We start from the raw sequence: 15,656 nt of genomic DNA, 5'->3' as shown, positions 1-15,656 counted from the left end.
TTTGCAAGGTCAGATCACGTCGTCGGGACACCACGCCAGTGAGCGCGACAGAAGCCCTTGCCCCTGCCCTGACCTCGGCGATCGACCGCAAGGCGCTTCGCGTGCTCAAGGCCGCCTGCGCCCAGGGCCGCACCCTGGCCACCGCCGAAAGCTGTACGGGCGGCCTGCTGGCTTCCCTGCTGACCGATGTGCCCGGATGCTCCCACGCCTTCGAGCGCGGCTTCATCACCTACACCGATACCGCCAAGGTCGAGGTCCTGTCGGTGCCCGAGCGCATGCTGGAAGACGAAGGCGCGGTCAGCCAGCCTGTCGCCGCCGCCATGGCCAGGGGCGCCCTGAAGGCCTCCGAGGCGGACATCACCCTGTCGGTCACCGGCTATTGCGAGGCGATACCGGAGGACCCGGATTCAGTTGCCGGCCTGGTCCACTTCGCCTGCGCCACCCGCGAGGGCGGCCTGAAGACCCGGGTCGAGTTCTACGGCGACATCGGCCGCGCGGCGGTGCGCCTGCGCTGCCTGGAAACGGGCCTGGACCTGATCGCCGAGGCCCTGCAGATCAGGGCGTGAACTTCAGACCGATGCGCAGGGTGCGCGGCGCGTCGAAGCTCTCGATGCCGTCCGCCGTCTGGCCGGTCTCGACCGCCTCATCGCTCACATTGTCCAGCGCCAGCCACAGCCCCGCCTGGCGCGAGATCCGCCAGTCGGCCCGCAGGTCCAGGGTGGTGGCGGCGCCCAGCGAGCGGCTGTTGAGATCGTCCTCCCAGCGCTGGCCCTCGTAGCGGACCGAGGCGGTCAGCTTCAGCGGCGGGACAACCCGCCAGGTCAGATCAGCGTTGAGGCTGACCTCCGGCGTCTGGGCCGGGCGCAGGCCGGTCAGCTGCGGCGCGGCGCTGCCGCCATCGACCTCGGCCTGCGTCCAGGCGCCGGCCAGGCGGATGCCGAAGACATCGCCCCACTGCCGGGAGACTTGCGCCTCGATCCCGACCGCATCGATGTCGCCGGCGTTCTGGCGTTGGCGCAGCACGCCGCCGGCCGGGATGAAGCCGGCCACCGGAAAGGTCCCCGGGCCGACGCCGATGGTGACATTGGTCACCGCCCCTTCCAGCCGACTGGTGAACAGGGTGGCGCTCCAGCGCCAGTCCCCTTCCCCGCCAAGGCCGAGTTCGGCGCCGTAGAGCACCTCCGGTTCGAGGCCGGCGTTGGCCTCGGTGACGTCGTTGCCGACCCGGAACGGCCGGTGCAGTTCGTTGAGGGTCGGCGGCCGGAAACCGGCGTAGGCGGCGGCGCGGAAGACCAGCGGTCCGGCGCGGCGCACGCCAAGGCGGGCGGTCGGCTGCCAGCCGTCGGCGTCGTCAGGCGCAAAGGTCAGCGTCGGGGCGCCGCTGGCCAGATCGCGCTCGCGGCGTTCACCATCGAAACTGGCCCAATGGTCGATACGTCCGCCGCCGGTCAGCCGCCAGGGCCCAAAATCCTGCCAGGCCTCTCCATAGACCCCGCCAACCGTCTGCGAACCGCCGGCCACGCGTCCTCTGGTGAATGTCCCGCCGATGAAACGGAAGTGCTCCCGGGTCTCGCCGTCGGCGTAGCGGAAATCGCCGCCGATCTCCCAGCCGCCCGTCCCCCGGTCCATGCGAAGGGCGGCGTTGACCCCGACCCCGACCGCGGGCGTGGCGAACTGCTCGTTGGCCGGTGTGGTCGTCGCCCGGCCCGCCGCCACGGCGACGGAGCTATTCTCCAGATCCGAGACCCGGCTCCAGACCTGCAGCCGCCATTCGGTTCCCAGACCCGGCGAGCGCCCCACGGCGGCCAGCGACACCGCCGCCCCCGTGGCCCGCGAGCTGGCGCCGACCAGGCCGCTGTCGCGCCTTTCCTCATAGGCCGAGGCGCGCAGGGCCAGGTCGATGGGGCCGAGGCTGGGCGCATAGCGCACCACGCCCGACATCGACTCATAGGCCAACGGCGCGTCAGCCGCCCCGCGACCCGCGCGAACGGGGGTCCAGCCGTCGGTTTGCTGCCAGGCGCCGGCCAGGAACAGATCGCCGGTGGCGAAGGCGCCCTGGGCGCCCCAGGACGAGCGCTCGCCGGCGTAGATCTCGTATTCGCCGTGGGCGGGGACGACTGTGCGTTCGGACAGCTGGACCACCCCGGTCAGCGCGCCGGCGCCATAGGGACCCGCCCCGGCTCCCCGCACGATCAGGGCGCCCTCGACGCTGACCGTCGGCAGGCCCGACCAGATGACCCAGCCGCCGAACGGATCGTTCTGCGGCGCTCCGTCCAGGGTGACCAGGGCCCGGCCGGCGCCAGACCCGGCGATGGAGCGGACCGACAGCCCCTGCGTGGTCGGATTGGCCGCGAAGCTGGAGGTGCGCCGGAACAGCTGCACGCCTGGCACAGAGGTCAGGGCCTCGTCCAGGCGGGGTGCGGTGGCAATAGCCTCGTCCACCTTGACCACCGAGAAGGCGGCGTCGGCCGGTGACGGGGTCAGGCGCGCGGCCTGGACGGTGACGGTGTCGACGGTCGGTGGCAGGTCCTGGAACATCGGCATGGGTCTAGCGCGGCCGCCGCGGCCCGCGAAGAGGATTCAGGCGAAGGGGATTCAAGCGAAGGGCGCGGCCTCGGCCAGAAGCCACTCGCGGAAGGCGGCGATCTTCGGGGAGCGCCGACGGTCCTTGGGATAGACCAGCCAATAGCCGCCGCCACCGAGCGGCATGACCGCCTCGAATGGCCGCACCAGCCGACCGGCCGCGATCTCAGCCGCGAAGAGGATGGGCGAACCCAGCGCCACCCCCTGCCCCCCCAGCGCCGAGGCGACTTCCAGGGTCTGGGTATCGGCCATCAACCGGGTCGGCTCGGTCGGGCCCCGCGCCGAGATCACCCCGGCGGCCTGGAACCAGGCCGACCATTCCTCCTCCGAGCCGATCCGGGGCGCAGTCAGCAGGTCTTCGGGCCGCGACAGGCCTCCGAGGCCATCGCGCATCTGTGGGGTACAGAGCGGGGTCTGGATGTTGCTGAAGAGGAACCGGGCTTCCAGCCCTGGCCAGTCGCCGGCTCCGGCCCGGATGGCGACATCGATGCTGTCGTGGGCGAGATCGACCAGCCGGTTGCTGGTCTCCAGCCGCACGGCGATCCTGGGGTGGGCGACCTGGAAGGCGCCGATGCGCGGGGCCAGCCAATGGGCCGCCAGGCTGTTGACCGTGGTGATGGCCAGAACGCCCTCGCCGGTCTCGGTCAGGTCATCGACCGCCGCCCGCAAGAGGTTGATCGCCTCACTGGCCGCCCGCGCCAGCCGCTCGCCGGACGGGGTCAGGACCACTTCCCGGGGCAGCCGCTGGAACAGGGCCTGGTCGAGCCGCTTCTCCAGCGCCTTCACCTGCCAGCTGACGGCTGCCTGGGTGACGCCCAGCTCTTCGGCCGCGCGGGTGAAGCTCTTCAGGCGGGCGGCGGCCTCGAAGATGCGGATAGCGCTGAGCGGAACGGTTGCAAGAGCGTCTGCCATAAGGGTGACTAATGGATAGAGCAGGAGGACCCGTTTGTCACGAGGGGCCCTCGGCGCGATCTTCTCCCTACCCCACAAAGAGATTGGACGGAGAGAAGAGATGGAAGAGCTCAGCAGACTGCATAAGGACGTTCCGTTCGGCTGGCTCGCCATGCTGCAGGATTTCCTGCGCCAGCGGGCGGCCCGTCGGATGCGGAAAGGCGCGCGTCGCCAGTGGAACGCGCGCCTCTCTTTGCCGAGCCTGCCCGGCGATCTGCATAACCTGGCGGGCCCTCACTGACCCGCCAGCCGGCGCCTATTTGGCGCCGGCCGCCTTCTTCTGCATGTCCTGCTGACGGCGCGACAGGTTGAGTAGGTACTGGCGCACCGACTCCGCCTCATCGACGGTCATCAGGCTGGCGAAGGACACCATCCCCTGCTCCTTCCGGTCGCCGTCGATGACGATGCTCTTGAACACCGCCGCATCGGTGATCGCCGCCGAGTAGCGCAGGTCGGGGATCGAGAAGTTCGACACCCCACTGGCTCCGTGACAGACGCCGCAGTTGGCCGCGAAAACCGCCGTACCGGTGGCGATCTGCTGCGGCGTGCCGGGCGTGGTCGGCAGGGTCAGCGGCGTCTTTTCCGACACCGGACGCGCCGGAAGCTTGCCCTTGGCGCCGAGCTTGAAGACCAGCAGCCGGCGCGGGCCTTCCGAGCGCGGGTCGACCCCGGCTCCGGCCGAAACCGCGAAGCCGCCGCCATAGCCGGCCATCAGGGCGACGTACTGCTCGCCGTCGATCTCATAGGTCATGGCCGGGGCGACGACGCCGGTCTGGGTGTCGAAACCCCACAGCTTCTTGCCGCTGCCGGCGTCATAGGCCGCGAACTCGCCGGTGGCGCTGCCCTGGAAGACCAGGTTGCCGCCGGTGGCCAGCACGCCGCCGTTCCACGGGCCGTCATAGTCGACGGTCCATTTGGCCTTCTGGGTCACCGGATCCCAGGCCACCAGCTTGCCCTTCAGCGAGGCGCGGATGGCCTTCAGCTGGGCCTCGTCGTCCGGCAGGCCGGCCACGAGGAAGTCGATGCCGACGTTCCAGCCCTGCGGCCGGTACTTGAAGTTAGCCTTGTCGCCGCCCGGCTGCATGTAGGGGAACGGGATCTCCTGGGCCGGGATATAGACCAGGCCCGTCTTCGGGCTGAAGGCCATCGGGTGCCAGTTGTGCGCGCCCAGCGGGCCCGGGTTGGACAGGTGGATGGTTTTCTCGTAGCGGGCGCCGGGGGCCTCGATGGGCCGGCCGGTGGCCTTGTCGATGCCGGTCGCCCAGTTGACCGCCGAAACGTACTTCTCGGCTGAGATGAACTTCCCGTTGGTCCGGTCCAGCACATAGAAGAAGCCGTTCTTCGGCGCCTGCATCAGCACCTTGCGCGGCTGACCATCGATGGTCAGGTCGGCCAGGATGATGTGCTGGGTGGCGGTGTAGTCCCAGGTTTCGCCGGGTGTGGTCTGGTAGTGCCAGACGTATTCGCCGGTCTCCGGCTTGAGCGCCACGATGGACGACAGGAACAGGTTGTCGCCGCCGCCGGGGCTGCGGATGTCGCGATTCCAGGGCGAGCCGTTGCCGACGCCGATGTAGAGGAGGTCGAGCTCGGGGTCATAGGCCATCGAGTCCCAGACCGTGCCGCCGCCGCCGACCTTCCAGAACTCGTCGCCGTTCCAGGTCTTGCGGGCGACGTCTTTCATCGCCTTGTCGCTGGCAGCGCCGTCGCTCTCGGCCTTTCCGGGGACAGTGTAGAAGCGCCAGGCCATGTCGCCGGTTTCGGCGTCATAAGCCGAGAGGTAACCGCGCACGCCCAGCTCGGCGCCGCCGTTGCCGATCATCACCTTGCCCTTCACGACGCGCGGGGCGCCGGTGATGGTGTAGGGCTTGGACTGGTCCACCGTGACCTTGGACCAGACGACCTTGCCGGTCTTGGCGTCGAGCGCTTCCAGGCGGCCGTCGAGCGTGCCGTAGAACACCTTGCCGCCCCACAGGGCGACGCCGCGGTTGACGCTGTCGCAGCAGGCCTTGACGCCCGTCGACTTGGGCACCTTGGGGTCGTGCTCCCAGAGCAGCTTGCCGGTCTTGGCGTCGAAGGCGCGGACCACCGACCAGGCGCTGGTGGTGTACATCACCCCGTCGGCGACCAGCGGCGTCGCCTCGATGCCCCGGTTCTCCGGCAGGTCGAAGGACCAGGCCAGCCCCAGCTCACCGACGTTGCCGGCGTTGATCTTCTCCAGCGGACTGAACCGCTGTTCGGCGTAGTTGCGGCCGTGAGTAACCCACTCGGCCGCATTCTTGTCGGCGGCGGCGATGCGCGCAGCATCGACGGGCTTTTGCCCGCCACAGGCGGCCAAGGCCAGGCTAGCGACCGCCACGGCGGCCCAGATTGCGCGTTTGGCGCCCATCCCGATGTCTCCCATATCCTCGAGTCGCCGGGTCTGACGCCCGACGTTAGGAGCGAGTATGAGCGCCCGACGCCGCGTCAATCAACGGCCCATTGAGAGCATGGGTCACCGGCTTTTCGAACAATCGCCAGCTGAGCCAGCCGACCAGGCAGGCCAGGGCCAGCGACAGGGGGATGAACAGCCAGGGGATCCAGACCCCCAGCAGCACCGCCACCGCTCCGATGACCAGCGGATGGGTCAGGTAGAGGCTGTAGCTGGCGTCGCCCAGCGCCAGCAGCACCGGAATGCGCGGCAGCCCGCCCTCGTCCTCGATGGCGGTCAGGCCGGCGACGATCAGCAGGGCCGGAAAGCCCCAGAACAGCGGCCGCCACAGGTCCCACTCGCTCTTGAACAGGGCCATGCCGACATACCAGGCCAGGGCCGCGCTGAGCATCAGCCAGCCGGCGCCGCGCCCGGGGCGGAAGTCGGTGGTCATCACCCTGGCCAACAGCACCCCGGCCAGGAATTCAAGGATCAGGGGGTTGGCCAGCATCACGTAGGCCGGCGGATAGAAGAAGCCGCCCAGACCCAGCGCCAGCAGGGCGCAGGTCAGGACCAGCAGCCGCCGCTGCAGGGGGATGAGCAGGCCGACCGCGAAGATCAGGTAGAAGACCGCCTCGTAGTTCAGTGTCCAGCCGGGCACGAGGACCGGGAACGGCAGGCCCTCGGGGTTGCGGTGCTGGATGAAGGCCAGGGACTGCAGCACATGCGACCAGGTCGGCTGTACGTCCGGAAAACGCTGCGGGTACAACAGGGCGGCGGCGACCAGCCCCAGGGTGACGACCCAGTAGAGCGGCGCGATCCGCACGGCCCGCCGGCGCAGGAACTCGAGCGGCTTGACGCCCGTCCCCTCGGTCGTGCGCCACATGATGAAGCCGCTGATGACGAAGAAGATGTCGACCCCGGCCCCGCCGATCTCGAAGTCGAGCCGGGCCCACTGGAAGGCATGGAAGCTGGCCACCGCCAACGCCGCCAGGGCGCGCAGATACTGGATCGACAGCAGAGGCCGCATCCGTCCTCCCCAGGCCGCGCGCAGGTGCAGTGATGCGCTGTCTGCCGCCGCAGGGCAACCGTCAGCCGATGACGTGGTCCAGGCCCGCCAGGATCTTCGTCCAGCCCTGCTGCGTCCGCTCGGCGTGGTCCGGATCGACCCAGGCGGTCAGGGTCAGCCGGCAACCACCCTCCGCCAGGCCTTCGATGTCGATCTCCACCCGGCCGCGTTCGGGGGAGTACATCGGCACGCCGAACTCGAAGACCAGGCGACGGGGCCGATCGATCTCCAGGTACTGGCCGATGTGGGCGACATCGTCGGCCCCGCGCCGTTCGGTGAAGTTGAAACCGCCGCCCACCACCGGATCGATCTCGACCTTGATCATCTCGCCATCCGGCGTGGCGAACAGGAAGCGGCCCGCCTTGTCCGGGTCGAGCCAGGCGTCGAACACCCGCTCGGCGGACGAACCATAGGTATGGCTGACGGTCAGTTTGACGAGGTCGGTCATCGGGCGTCTTCCTCACGCAGGATATCGTCGAGCCGCTGCAGACGGGCGCTCCAGGCGGCCTTCTGGGCGGCAATCCAGTCGGCCGGCGCGTCGAGCGCCGTCGGCTCGAGGGCGAGGATGTGCTCCCGCCCTGCCCTTCGCCGCCGCACAAGCCCGCCGCGCTCCAGCATGCGGATGTGTTTGGAGACAGCGTTGAGCGACAGATCGAACGGCCGAGCCAGCTCCGTCACCCGCGCTTCGCCCAGCGTCAAACGGCTGAGGATGGCCCGGCGGGTCGGATCGGCGAGCGCGGTCAGTGTGGCGTCGAGCTTCATTATTCAACCATATGGGTGAATAATGCCGTGGGTCAACAACCGGCTACACCTATGTCAGGATGCGGCATGGCCAAGCAGTTCGACCACATCAGCGCCCAGCACGCCGACTTCATCGCCAGGCAGCACATCTTCTTCACCGCCAGCGCCACGGCCGACAGCCGCATCAACCTGTCTCCCAAGGGCCTCGACGCCCTGCGGGTGCTGGACGAGCACAGCGTCTGCTGGCTGGACCTGACCGGCAGCGGACACGAGACCGCCGCCCACATGCGCCATGACGGCCGGTTGACGGTGATGGTCTGCGCCTTCCAGGGCCCGCCGCTGATCCTGCGGATGTACGGCCGTGGCGAAATCCTGCCGCGCGGGTCCGACGCCTACGCCGCCCTCCTCGCCTCGGCTTTCGACGGCAAGGAGCCGCCCGGCGCACGCCAGATCATCCGGCTTGCCGTCGACCTGGTGCAGACCTCCTGCGGCTTCGGCGTGCCGCTCTACGACTACCAGGGCGAGCGCGACAGCCTGATCCGCTGGGCCGAGGCCAAGGGCGAGGACGGCCTGGTCGACTACCGCGCCGAGAAGAACGCCGTCAGCATCGACGGCCTGCCGACCGGGGTCGTCTGACCCCTTGCCGGACGTTGCGGAAGGCGGGCACAGGGCATTCCGAACCAGGAGACTCCGATGACCGACCAGACCCACGCCGGCCGCACCATCCTGATCACCGGCGCCTCCTCGGGCCTCGGCCGCCGCTTCGCCGTGATGCTGGCCGCCTCGGGCGCAAAGGTCGCCGTCTGCGCCCGCCGCACCGACCGCCTGGCCGACCTGGTCGCCGAGATCCGCACCGCCGGCGGCACGGCCTCCGCCTACGCCATGGACGTCCAGGACGAGGCCAGCGTCATCGCCGCCTATCAGGCCGCCGAGACCGAACTCGGCCCCATCGACACCGTCATCGCCAATGCCGGCATGAACAACGAAGGCATGGCCGTCGACCTGCCCGTCGAGGACTTCCGCACCGTGCTCGACATCAACGTCACCGGGGCCTTCCTGACGGTGCGCGAGGGCGCCAGGCGGATGATGGCCGCCGGCTCGAAGGACACCGGCCGGGGCCGCATCGTCATCATCGCCTCGATCGGCGCCCACAAGGTGCTGCCGGGTCTCGCCGTCTACTGCGCCTCCAAGGCCGCCGTCGCCCACATGGGCAAGACCCTGGCCCGCGAGTGGGCCAACAAGGGCATCAACGTCAACGTCGTCTGCCCCGGCTACATCGAGACCGAGATCAACAGCGACTGGTTCGCCAGCGAGGGCGGCAAGAAGCAGGTGGCCGGCTTCCCGCGCCGCCGCCTGATGTCCCAGGAGGACCTCGACCCGGTGATCAGCTGGCTGACCTCCGACGCCTCGAAGTCGGTTACCGGCAGTGTCGTCACCGTCGATGACGGCCAGTCGATCTGACAATAATTATACCCGGTGAAAATACAAAGCCCCGGTCGAACGCGCCTGCGGCGCGGCGCCACGGCGCCAAGCCATCCGGCTGGTTCGGGATAGGTTTCGGGTAGGTCGAACTGTGGGCCAAAGCGGTCTGCAGGGTGTATCTAGGCGGCGCTCCAGAAGGTTATCAGTTGGTCATATCGCGCTGTATTTACAGCACAATAATCCCCATCCAACGTCCCGCTCTGCTATAATGGCCGCTTCGATAGGGCCTGCGGCCTATGCCGTATCGAACTTGTCCTTGCGCCGGTGCCCGAACAGCATCCGCTGTTCCAGCCGCGCGCGCAGGCCGGCGTAGTAGGCCTGCAGGAACTGCTCGTCGCTCTCGTACTGGTCGGGCGTCCAGCCGATCTTGCGCCGGATACGGTCGGCGACGGCGGTCATGGTCTTGCGGTCGCGGGTGCGCAGCACCTGCTCGAGCACATGCAGTTCCTTGATGCCGTACGCCGCCAGTTGGGCGTCGGTGAACTTGAACTGGCCGCTGGCCTCGTTGTTCGACAGATCGGGCAGCAGGGTGCGCTTGGGCGTCCGCACCACCCAGGTGCCCGCGATCAGGTCCCCGGCCCGCAGCCGATCCCTGTTGAACAGCGGGAAGAACAGGAAAATCCCCATCCAGATCGCGACGAAGAGATACATCAGCCCGCCGGCCCCGCCCGTGAAGGCGGCGGCGAGCATCAGTCGGACCGGCATGGCGAACTCGATCTCGCGCATGACATTGCGGGTGATGACCGCCTCGGCCGTCAGTCGGCCGCCGTCTCGCGCCGCGACCCGCAGCCCCATGATCCGCTTGCCGATGGTCGCCGCCCGGGGCGACAGCTCGAAGGCGATGAACCAGCCGTTGTTCAGCAGGAATGTGCCGAGGAAGAAAATGATCGCGATATGCTCGGTCTTCTTGCCGCCCATCGCCGCCCAGGTGGCCCCCATGGCCCACCAGAAGAAGACAATGGCGATGATCTGGAGGGTCCAGTCGATCACGAAGGCGCCGATCCGCTGGCCCGCGTCGCCGATCCGCAGGTTCAGATCGATACCCTCGGGCGTGATCAGCGAGCGGCGGAGGGCCGCCTCCGACCGGGCGTTGGCGTCATAGGCGGACATCGGCGGCCCCCGTTTGACGACGCGGCAGATAGAAATAGGCCATCCACATCAGGCCCGTTCCGATGCCGATCGAATAGCGGATGGCGTCGGAGTTGATCAGCTGTCGGCCGAAGCCCTCCAGCATCCCGGCCACGACCAGCATGAGCACCACCCCGGCCATCACCCCGCCGCAGGCCCGGCCCGCCTCCGAAGCGGCGTCGAGCCGGGTCTTGTCTCCGGGGAAGGCGACGGCCAACCCGATCTTGAAGCCCGCCGCCCCGGACAGGATGATGGCGTACATCTCGGTCACGCCGTGGATCATGATCCAGCCGGCGAACTGCCAGCCCAGCCCCTTGGCCGCGAACACCGCCAGCATGGCGCCGAGCGAGGTGCTGTTGGCGATCAGCAGCATGGCGGTGGGGACGCAGAAGGCGAAGCCCAGGGCAAAGGCGAACAGGGAAACCGTGGCGTTATTCTGGAACAGGTAGGCGGCGAACGCTCCCTTCTCCGCCTGGTCCCCGTTGCCGTAGATGGTGTCTCGCAGCATCTGATAGCTGGCCGTCGGGTCGCGGCCACTGGCCATCTCTGGCGAGACGAAGGTGAAGTAGATGTCGGGGTTCTGGCGCACCAGGAAGTAGCCGATCAGGACGCTGCAGACGACGATCAGGAACGAGGCCAGGGTCTCTTTCCAGATCGCCCGGACCGCGTTGGACCAGCCCCGTACGAAGTAGTTCCCCAGCCGCTGGCCGATCCAGGGCCGGGTGCCGTAGACGACGAAATAGGCCCGGGCGCAGAGCCCTTCCAGGTATTCGACCAGGCTCTGGTCCAGCGAGGTGGCGCGGGCCACCGAAAGCGAGGACAGGGCCGAGCGATAGAGCACCGGAATGGCCAGAAGCTGATCGTCGGTCAGCGACCGGGCGCCACGCGACTCGACCTTCTCGAGCAGGCCCGACAGCCGGCTCCAGTCATGCTGGCGCTCCTCACGGAACTTGGCGCTTTTGAGCTGCAGGGCGGCCATGTCTCTCCTCCTACAGCAGGTTACGGCGTTTGATGTCGAGGTAGGCGTTGATCAGCGCCGGGCCGACCGCGCCAGCCGGCGCCTCGACCAACTGCACTCCCATGCGGCGCAGGCGCATCATCACCACCTCGCGCTCGCGGATCAGGGTGGCGGCGGTCACCGCCCGGGAAACGTCGATGGTGTCGACCGGCTCGGCCCGGGCCAGGGTCTCCAGCTCCTCGTCGCGCATCAGCACGAACAGCACCAGGTGGCGCTTCAGGAGGCGGCGCAGGTTCTCCATCATCAGCTCGGCGCCGATGCTGTCGGTGAACTCGGTGAACATGACGATCAGGCTGCGGCGGTCCAGGTCGCCGGCCAGGGTGGTCAGGCCCAGCGTAAAGTTGGCCTCCTCCGCCGAGTAGTCGAGGCGCGACACCAGCCGCTGGATCAGTGGAAAGGATTGCACCCCGCTGGTCGCGCCGGTGGACAGGCGCGGCCGGGCGTCGAAGGCGAACATCCCGATGCGATCGCCGGTGGCCAGCCCGACATAGGCCATCAGCAGGGCGGCATTGATCGCCCGGTCGATGCGCGGCAGGCCCTCCAGCGGCTCGGCCATGGTGCGGCCGGTGTCCATGGCCATGACGATGGTGTGGTTGCGCTCGGTGCGCCGCTCCTGGGCGACCAGCTTGCCGTGGCGGGCCGATTGCTTCCAGTCGATGGTGCGGTGGTCCATCCCGGCCACGAAGTCGCGCAGGGCGTGGAACTCGGTCCCCTCCCCGGTCTCGATCTGCTCCTTCAGCCCGTGCAGGGCGTCGCGGGAGAACAGCCGCAGGGCCTCTTCCTTCACCGCCGCGATGTTCGGCGTCACCGGAGCGGCGTAGTCCAGGGGGTGGACAATCTGGGACCAGGCCAGGCCCAACGGCCCTCGCCAGCGCAGCCACAGCTTCTCCAGCACCGCCTCGCCCCGGCGATGCGGTGTCAGGGTGAAGGCGGCGGCGGTTTCATTGGCGGTGACCTCGACCGTCGCCCGGCGCGGGGCGACCGCGACGATCTCGTTGCCCTCCAGCATCATCTCGACGCGGGTCGGGGTGAAGATGCTGTTGAACAGCACGCCCGCCTTCGCCTCGCCTTCCGCCCCGATGGCCAGACTGCCTGGCGCATCAAGAACGATTTCCGGCGCGCGCCGCAGGCGGGTCAGGCCGGCGTCGAGCAGCATCAGCAGGACCATCAGTCCCGACCAGCCGACGCCCAGCACCCAGTAGTTCGACGCGAACACGCCGGCGGCCGCCGCCAGGGGCGCACCCATGGCGGTCAGCACAACAGCGGTGCGCGTCGGATAGATCACCGAGGCGCCTCGATCTGGGCGATCAAGGTGTTCAGGGCGTCATCGACCTTACGGCCTTCGATTTCCGCCGCCGGCGACAGGATCACCCGGTGGCGCAGGGCCGGCAGGCTGAGAGCCTTGATGTCGTCGGGAATGACGTAGTCACGGCCGTTGAGCACGGCGCGGGCCCGGGCCGCCGTCGCCAGGGATGCAGCGCAGCGCGGCGACACCCCGGTCTCGAAATCGGCCGACTCGCGGGTGCCCCGAACGATGTCGACCACATAGGCGCCGATCTCGTCGGTCAGGCGGATACTGCTGAGCAGCCCTTCGACCTCGGCCAGCTCGGGCGCATCGACGACCTTCTGGACGCCCATCTGGGTTGGGTCGGGCTGGCCGGTGCGACCGCCAAAGCGGGCGACAATGGCCTTCTCTTCCTCGGCGCTGGGGTAGCTCAGCGACTGTTTGAACAGGAAACGGTCCAGCTGCGCCTCGGGCAGAGGATAGACGCCCTGCTGCTCGATGGGGTTCTGGGTGGCTACGACCATGAACCGCTCGCCCAGCTCATGACGCTTGCCGTCCAGGGTCACCGTGCGTTCCTGCATGGCTTCCAGCAGGGCGGCCTGGGTCTTGGGCGGCGTGCGGTTGATTTCGTCAGCCAGCAGGAGGTCGCAGAAGATCGGCCCCCGGGTCAGGGTGAAGCTGCTGGTTTGGAAGTTGAAGATGTTGGCCCCGACGATGTCGCCGGGCATCAGATCCGGCGTGAACTGGATGCGGCCGAAGCTCACCCCCAGCGTCCGGGCGAAGGTCTGCGCCAGCAGGGTCTTGGCCGTTCCAGGCGGTCCCTCCAGCAGGATGTGGCCTTTCGCCAGGAGGGCGATCAGCATGAGGTCGACCGTGTCGGTCTGCCCGACCACCGTCTTGGCGATTTCGGCGCGGATGCGAGCCGCCAGTCCTTGCACGTCAGCGACGTTCACGGGTCATCTCCAGTCTCCAGGAATACAGCTGGCGAGCCGCGATGAGCGCCTCGCCGATGTCTTTGGCCGCGGCCGCCTTGGCGCGCAGCTGGGTGAAGGGGGTCAGTTCGGCCTGAACCGATAGCCGGTCGAGCAGGGCTTCCAGCTCGTCGTCGCCGAGGGCGTGCGGCGCCCCGACGGCCCGGGCCGCCTCGGCCCGCACCCACAGGGCGTATCGCTCGACCATCCGGTGCTCGCGCCGGGCCAGACGGATCAGGGCGGCCGTGTTGTCGGCCAGGCCGCGCTTGCCCAGTGCGATGGCCCGCGCCTTCTCGATCGGCGGCCCGAACCGGCCCATGGCCTGCATGGCCAGCAGCAGGGCCGCCAGGCCGAGCGCCAGGGTGACGCCCAGGAACGGCGGCTTGAGCATGGTCTCCAGCATGGACTTGCGGTTGGCCAGGCCGTTCATCGAGACGTCGAAGACCATCCCGCTGCCGCTACCCCGCGCCATGTTGAGGATCTTCAGCCCGGCCAGGGCCGTCGCCTTGTCGCTGATTCCGTGGGTGTTGATCAGGTCCGGGTCGGACAGCAGCCAGGTGTTGCCCTTGCGGGCCAGCACCACCCCGCCCTGGTCGGCCGTGAGCACCGCCTGCCAGCCCTTGCCCAGCTTGAACATCCGCAGGTGCTCGATCTTGCCGGTGGTGGCGAACACGCTGCCGTCCGGGCGCAGCAGGCGACGGGGCTTGTTTTCCCGGTCCTGGCCCAGCTGGGTGTCCTTGGTGATCTCTTCGAGGACGCTGATAGCCATGTCGCCGGGCATCAGGTCGCGACCGCGCACCCAGCCCCGGTGGGTGTCATGCCGGCCGGACGCCCATTTCTGGAAGACGATCAGGCGCTCGGCCTCGAACACGACCTCGTCGAGGGCCTGGGTCGAGGCGTAGGGTTCCGGGGCAAGCACCAGCAGCGGACGCCCGCCGTCGGCGCCGTAGCCGGTGCGGTCGATGGTCACCTCAACCCCGCTGGCCCGCAGCAATTCGATGATCCCGGCATAGCCGATGGCCGAGCGCGACAGGGCGTGGGAGCCGCCGTTGTCGCCCTTGTTGAAATCGTCGCCGAAGGCGCCCATCACCAGGCTGCCGATGAAGGCGAGCACGCCGATCACCAGCAGCCAGACGACCAGCACCGCCGAGAAGGGGTTGATGCTGCGCTTGGCGGTCCGACGGCCGGGGACGAGGGTCATGACCAGGTCCCCGAGAAGACCAGCCGCTCATAGGCTTCGCGCGCCTGCAGCCAGCCGGCCTCGTCGACCGGGCGGCCACCGAAGAAGCTGCGCTCGACGATTTCGGCGATCAGGGCAAAGGCGGGCCTCGCCGCCTCCGGCAGGTCCGGCAGGGCGGCGATGTCACGGCTGGTCAGGGCCGGGCCGATCAGGCGCGGACGCCTGGCGGTAATGTCGGCCACCCCGCGCAGCAGCAGCATGTGCACCGCCTCGTCGAATCGACCCTCCGCCGCCAGGGCGTCGGCGTCGAGCAGCAGGATGCGGGCCTTCTCGCGGTCCGGCCGCCAGTCGGTGACGCCTGTCTTCTTGGCGGTCTTGTCGCGCTTCCAGCCCAGCTGCACGCCATAGAGCTCGCGCACGATGAAGAAGATGACCACCGCCACGCCGATGCCGATGGCCGTCCAGACGGCAATGCTGATCGGCGTTCCCGCGGCGCCCAGGGCCTCCAGCAGGGGCTTCAGCCAGTCCGGCGGTGGCTTGGGCGGGGTCACGGCCGGCAGACTGTGCTGCAGGGTCTTGTCGGCCATCATCGCCGCATGCGCGCGGTCGAACCCCGCCGGGTCCATGGACCCGTCGGCTGGCACGCTCGGTACGGAATTTGTCGGCTGAACCATCCCCGGGGCGATACTAGGGGACTGGCGCGGCAACACAACCGCAGGCCTCGCTTCGCCCGATAGAAAGGCGCCGATTGCCCGTTTCGCGTGCTGTCAACGACACGACCCGTTTTGTGAAAACGTGACGGAACCAATGCCCCGGGTCGCCGATTGCAGTCCTTGGCCGG

General features: G+C 68.7%; 16 protein-coding genes. 4 read left to right on the top strand and 12 right to left on the bottom strand.

Annotated features, from left to right (window positions below; translation table 11 throughout):
• Positions 1-38: 38 nt before the first annotated feature.
• The gene (locus AC2YG9_RS12090) at positions 39-566 is read left to right on the top strand and encodes a CinA family protein (RefSeq protein WP_487298223.1); all 528 of its coding nucleotides are present in this window, start codon (positions 39-41) and stop codon (positions 564-566) included.
• Here the strand turns inward: AC2YG9_RS12090 and AC2YG9_RS12085 are convergent.
• Positions 556-2,538, bottom strand: a complete 1,983-nt coding sequence (locus AC2YG9_RS12085; RefSeq protein ID WP_487298222.1) for a TonB-dependent receptor — start codon at positions 2,536-2,538, stop codon at positions 556-558. The genes AC2YG9_RS12090 and AC2YG9_RS12085 overlap by 11 nt on opposite strands.
• A gap of 57 nt (positions 2,539-2,595) precedes the next feature.
• Positions 2,596-3,495, bottom strand: a complete 900-nt coding sequence (locus tag AC2YG9_RS12080; RefSeq protein ID WP_487298221.1) for a LysR substrate-binding domain-containing protein — start codon at positions 3,493-3,495, stop codon at positions 2,596-2,598.
• A gap of 100 nt (positions 3,496-3,595) precedes the next feature.
• On the opposite strand from AC2YG9_RS12080, the gene AC2YG9_RS12075 reads away from it, so the two are divergent.
• Positions 3,596-3,775, top strand: coding sequence for a hypothetical protein (locus AC2YG9_RS12075; RefSeq protein WP_487298220.1), 180 nt, complete (start codon positions 3,596-3,598; stop codon positions 3,773-3,775).
• A gap of 15 nt (positions 3,776-3,790) precedes the next feature.
• Here the strand turns inward: AC2YG9_RS12075 and AC2YG9_RS12070 are convergent, their stop codons facing one another.
• The 4 genes from AC2YG9_RS12070 to AC2YG9_RS12055 form a co-directional block, all read right to left on the bottom strand.
• Positions 3,791-5,920 (bottom strand): PQQ-dependent dehydrogenase, methanol/ethanol family, encoded by a 2,130-nt coding sequence (locus tag AC2YG9_RS12070; RefSeq protein WP_487298219.1) that lies wholly within the window; start codon positions 5,918-5,920, stop codon positions 3,791-3,793.
• A gap of 46 nt (positions 5,921-5,966) precedes the next feature.
• Positions 5,967-6,971: an acyltransferase family protein gene (locus AC2YG9_RS12065; RefSeq protein WP_487298218.1), complete on the bottom strand. Its 1,005-nt coding sequence runs from the start codon at positions 6,969-6,971 to the stop codon at positions 5,967-5,969.
• 61 nt (positions 6,972-7,032) lie between these two features.
• Positions 7,033-7,458 (bottom strand): SRPBCC family protein, encoded by a 426-nt coding sequence (locus AC2YG9_RS12060; RefSeq protein ID WP_487298217.1) that lies wholly within the window; start codon positions 7,456-7,458, stop codon positions 7,033-7,035.
• Entirely contained in the window at positions 7,455-7,772 is a 318-nt protein-coding gene (locus AC2YG9_RS12055) for an ArsR/SmtB family transcription factor (RefSeq protein ID WP_487298216.1), read from the bottom strand. Before AC2YG9_RS12055 ends, AC2YG9_RS12060 begins: the two co-directional genes overlap by 4 nt.
• 66 nt (positions 7,773-7,838) lie before the next feature.
• On the opposite strand from AC2YG9_RS12055, the gene AC2YG9_RS12050 reads away from it, so the two are divergent.
• Together AC2YG9_RS12050 and AC2YG9_RS12045 are read left to right on the top strand one after the other, a co-directional pair.
• Positions 7,839-8,387 carry a pyridoxamine 5'-phosphate oxidase family protein gene (locus AC2YG9_RS12050; protein WP_487298215.1) on the top strand — a complete coding sequence of 183 codons (549 nt, stop codon included), beginning with the start codon at positions 7,839-7,841 and terminating at the stop codon, positions 8,385-8,387.
• Positions 8,388-8,444: 57 nt separating this feature from the next.
• Positions 8,445-9,212, top strand: a complete 768-nt coding sequence (locus AC2YG9_RS12045; RefSeq protein ID WP_487298214.1) for an SDR family NAD(P)-dependent oxidoreductase — start codon at positions 8,445-8,447, stop codon at positions 9,210-9,212.
• Positions 9,213-9,467: 255 nt separating this feature from the next.
• Here the strand turns inward: AC2YG9_RS12045 and AC2YG9_RS12040 are convergent, their stop codons facing one another.
• From AC2YG9_RS12040 to AC2YG9_RS12015, 6 genes are read right to left on the bottom strand one after another with little or no spacing between them, the layout of a single operon-like run.
• Positions 9,468-10,343 (bottom strand): RDD family protein, encoded by an 876-nt coding sequence (locus AC2YG9_RS12040; RefSeq protein WP_487298213.1) that lies wholly within the window; start codon positions 10,341-10,343, stop codon positions 9,468-9,470.
• On the bottom strand, positions 10,330-11,340 hold the full coding sequence (locus AC2YG9_RS12035) for a stage II sporulation protein M (RefSeq protein ID WP_487298212.1): 1,011 nt from the start codon (positions 11,338-11,340) through the stop codon (positions 10,330-10,332). The genes AC2YG9_RS12040 and AC2YG9_RS12035 overlap by 14 nt, the downstream gene beginning before the upstream one ends.
• Before the next feature lie 10 nt (positions 11,341-11,350).
• A complete protein-coding gene (locus tag AC2YG9_RS12030) occupies positions 11,351-12,664 on the bottom strand; it encodes a DUF58 domain-containing protein (protein ID WP_487298211.1) in 1,314 nt (437 codons plus the stop codon).
• Positions 12,661-13,617, bottom strand: a complete 957-nt coding sequence (locus AC2YG9_RS12025) for an AAA family ATPase (protein ID WP_487298210.1) — start codon at positions 13,615-13,617, stop codon at positions 12,661-12,663. Before AC2YG9_RS12025 ends, AC2YG9_RS12030 begins: the two co-directional genes overlap by 4 nt.
• Positions 13,604-14,836: a DUF4350 domain-containing protein gene (locus AC2YG9_RS12020; RefSeq protein WP_487298209.1), complete on the bottom strand. Its 1,233-nt coding sequence runs from the start codon at positions 14,834-14,836 to the stop codon at positions 13,604-13,606. The genes AC2YG9_RS12025 and AC2YG9_RS12020 overlap by 14 nt, the downstream gene beginning before the upstream one ends.
• Positions 14,833-15,441 carry a DUF4129 domain-containing protein gene (locus tag AC2YG9_RS12015; protein ID WP_487298208.1) on the bottom strand — a complete coding sequence of 203 codons (609 nt, stop codon included), beginning with the start codon at positions 15,439-15,441 and terminating at the stop codon, positions 14,833-14,835. Before AC2YG9_RS12015 ends, AC2YG9_RS12020 begins: the two co-directional genes overlap by 4 nt.
• Between the last annotated feature and the right edge of the window lie 215 nt (positions 15,442-15,656).

This window comes from Caulobacter sp. SRI_014 (assembly GCF_057586315.1).
Note: the sequence above shows the minus strand (reverse complement) of the source record. Positions and strands in the feature narration are given on the sequence as shown.

Excerpts from the sequence above, each read along its gene's own strand:
- AC2YG9_RS12055 (WP_487298216.1), bottom strand. The coding sequence starts at position 7,772 with ATGAAGCTCGACGCCACACTGACCGCGCTCGCCGATCCGACCCGCCGG.
- AC2YG9_RS12015 (WP_487298208.1), bottom strand. The coding sequence starts at position 15,441 with ATGGACCCGGCGGGGTTCGACCGCGCGCATGCGGCGATGATGGCCGAC.
- AC2YG9_RS12065 (WP_487298218.1), bottom strand. The coding sequence starts at position 6,971 with ATGCGGCCTCTGCTGTCGATCCAGTATCTGCGCGCCCTGGCGGCGTTG.
- AC2YG9_RS12075 (WP_487298220.1), top strand. The coding sequence starts at position 3,596 with ATGGAAGAGCTCAGCAGACTGCATAAGGACGTTCCGTTCGGCTGGCTC.
- AC2YG9_RS12080 (WP_487298221.1), bottom strand. The coding sequence starts at position 3,495 with ATGGCAGACGCTCTTGCAACCGTTCCGCTCAGCGCTATCCGCATCTTC.
- AC2YG9_RS12060 (WP_487298217.1), bottom strand. The coding sequence starts at position 7,458 with ATGACCGACCTCGTCAAACTGACCGTCAGCCATACCTATGGTTCGTCC.
- AC2YG9_RS12035 (WP_487298212.1), bottom strand. The coding sequence starts at position 11,340 with ATGGCCGCCCTGCAGCTCAAAAGCGCCAAGTTCCGTGAGGAGCGCCAG.
- AC2YG9_RS12050 (WP_487298215.1), top strand. The coding sequence starts at position 7,839 with ATGGCCAAGCAGTTCGACCACATCAGCGCCCAGCACGCCGACTTCATC.
- AC2YG9_RS12070 (WP_487298219.1), bottom strand. The coding sequence starts at position 5,920 with ATGGGCGCCAAACGCGCAATCTGGGCCGCCGTGGCGGTCGCTAGCCTG.
- AC2YG9_RS12085 (WP_487298222.1), bottom strand. The coding sequence starts at position 2,538 with ATGTTCCAGGACCTGCCACCGACCGTCGACACCGTCACCGTCCAGGCC.
- AC2YG9_RS12045 (WP_487298214.1), top strand. The coding sequence starts at position 8,445 with ATGACCGACCAGACCCACGCCGGCCGCACCATCCTGATCACCGGCGCC.
- AC2YG9_RS12040 (WP_487298213.1), bottom strand. The coding sequence starts at position 10,343 with ATGTCCGCCTATGACGCCAACGCCCGGTCGGAGGCGGCCCTCCGCCGC.
- AC2YG9_RS12020 (WP_487298209.1), bottom strand. The coding sequence starts at position 14,836 with ATGACCCTCGTCCCCGGCCGTCGGACCGCCAAGCGCAGCATCAACCCC.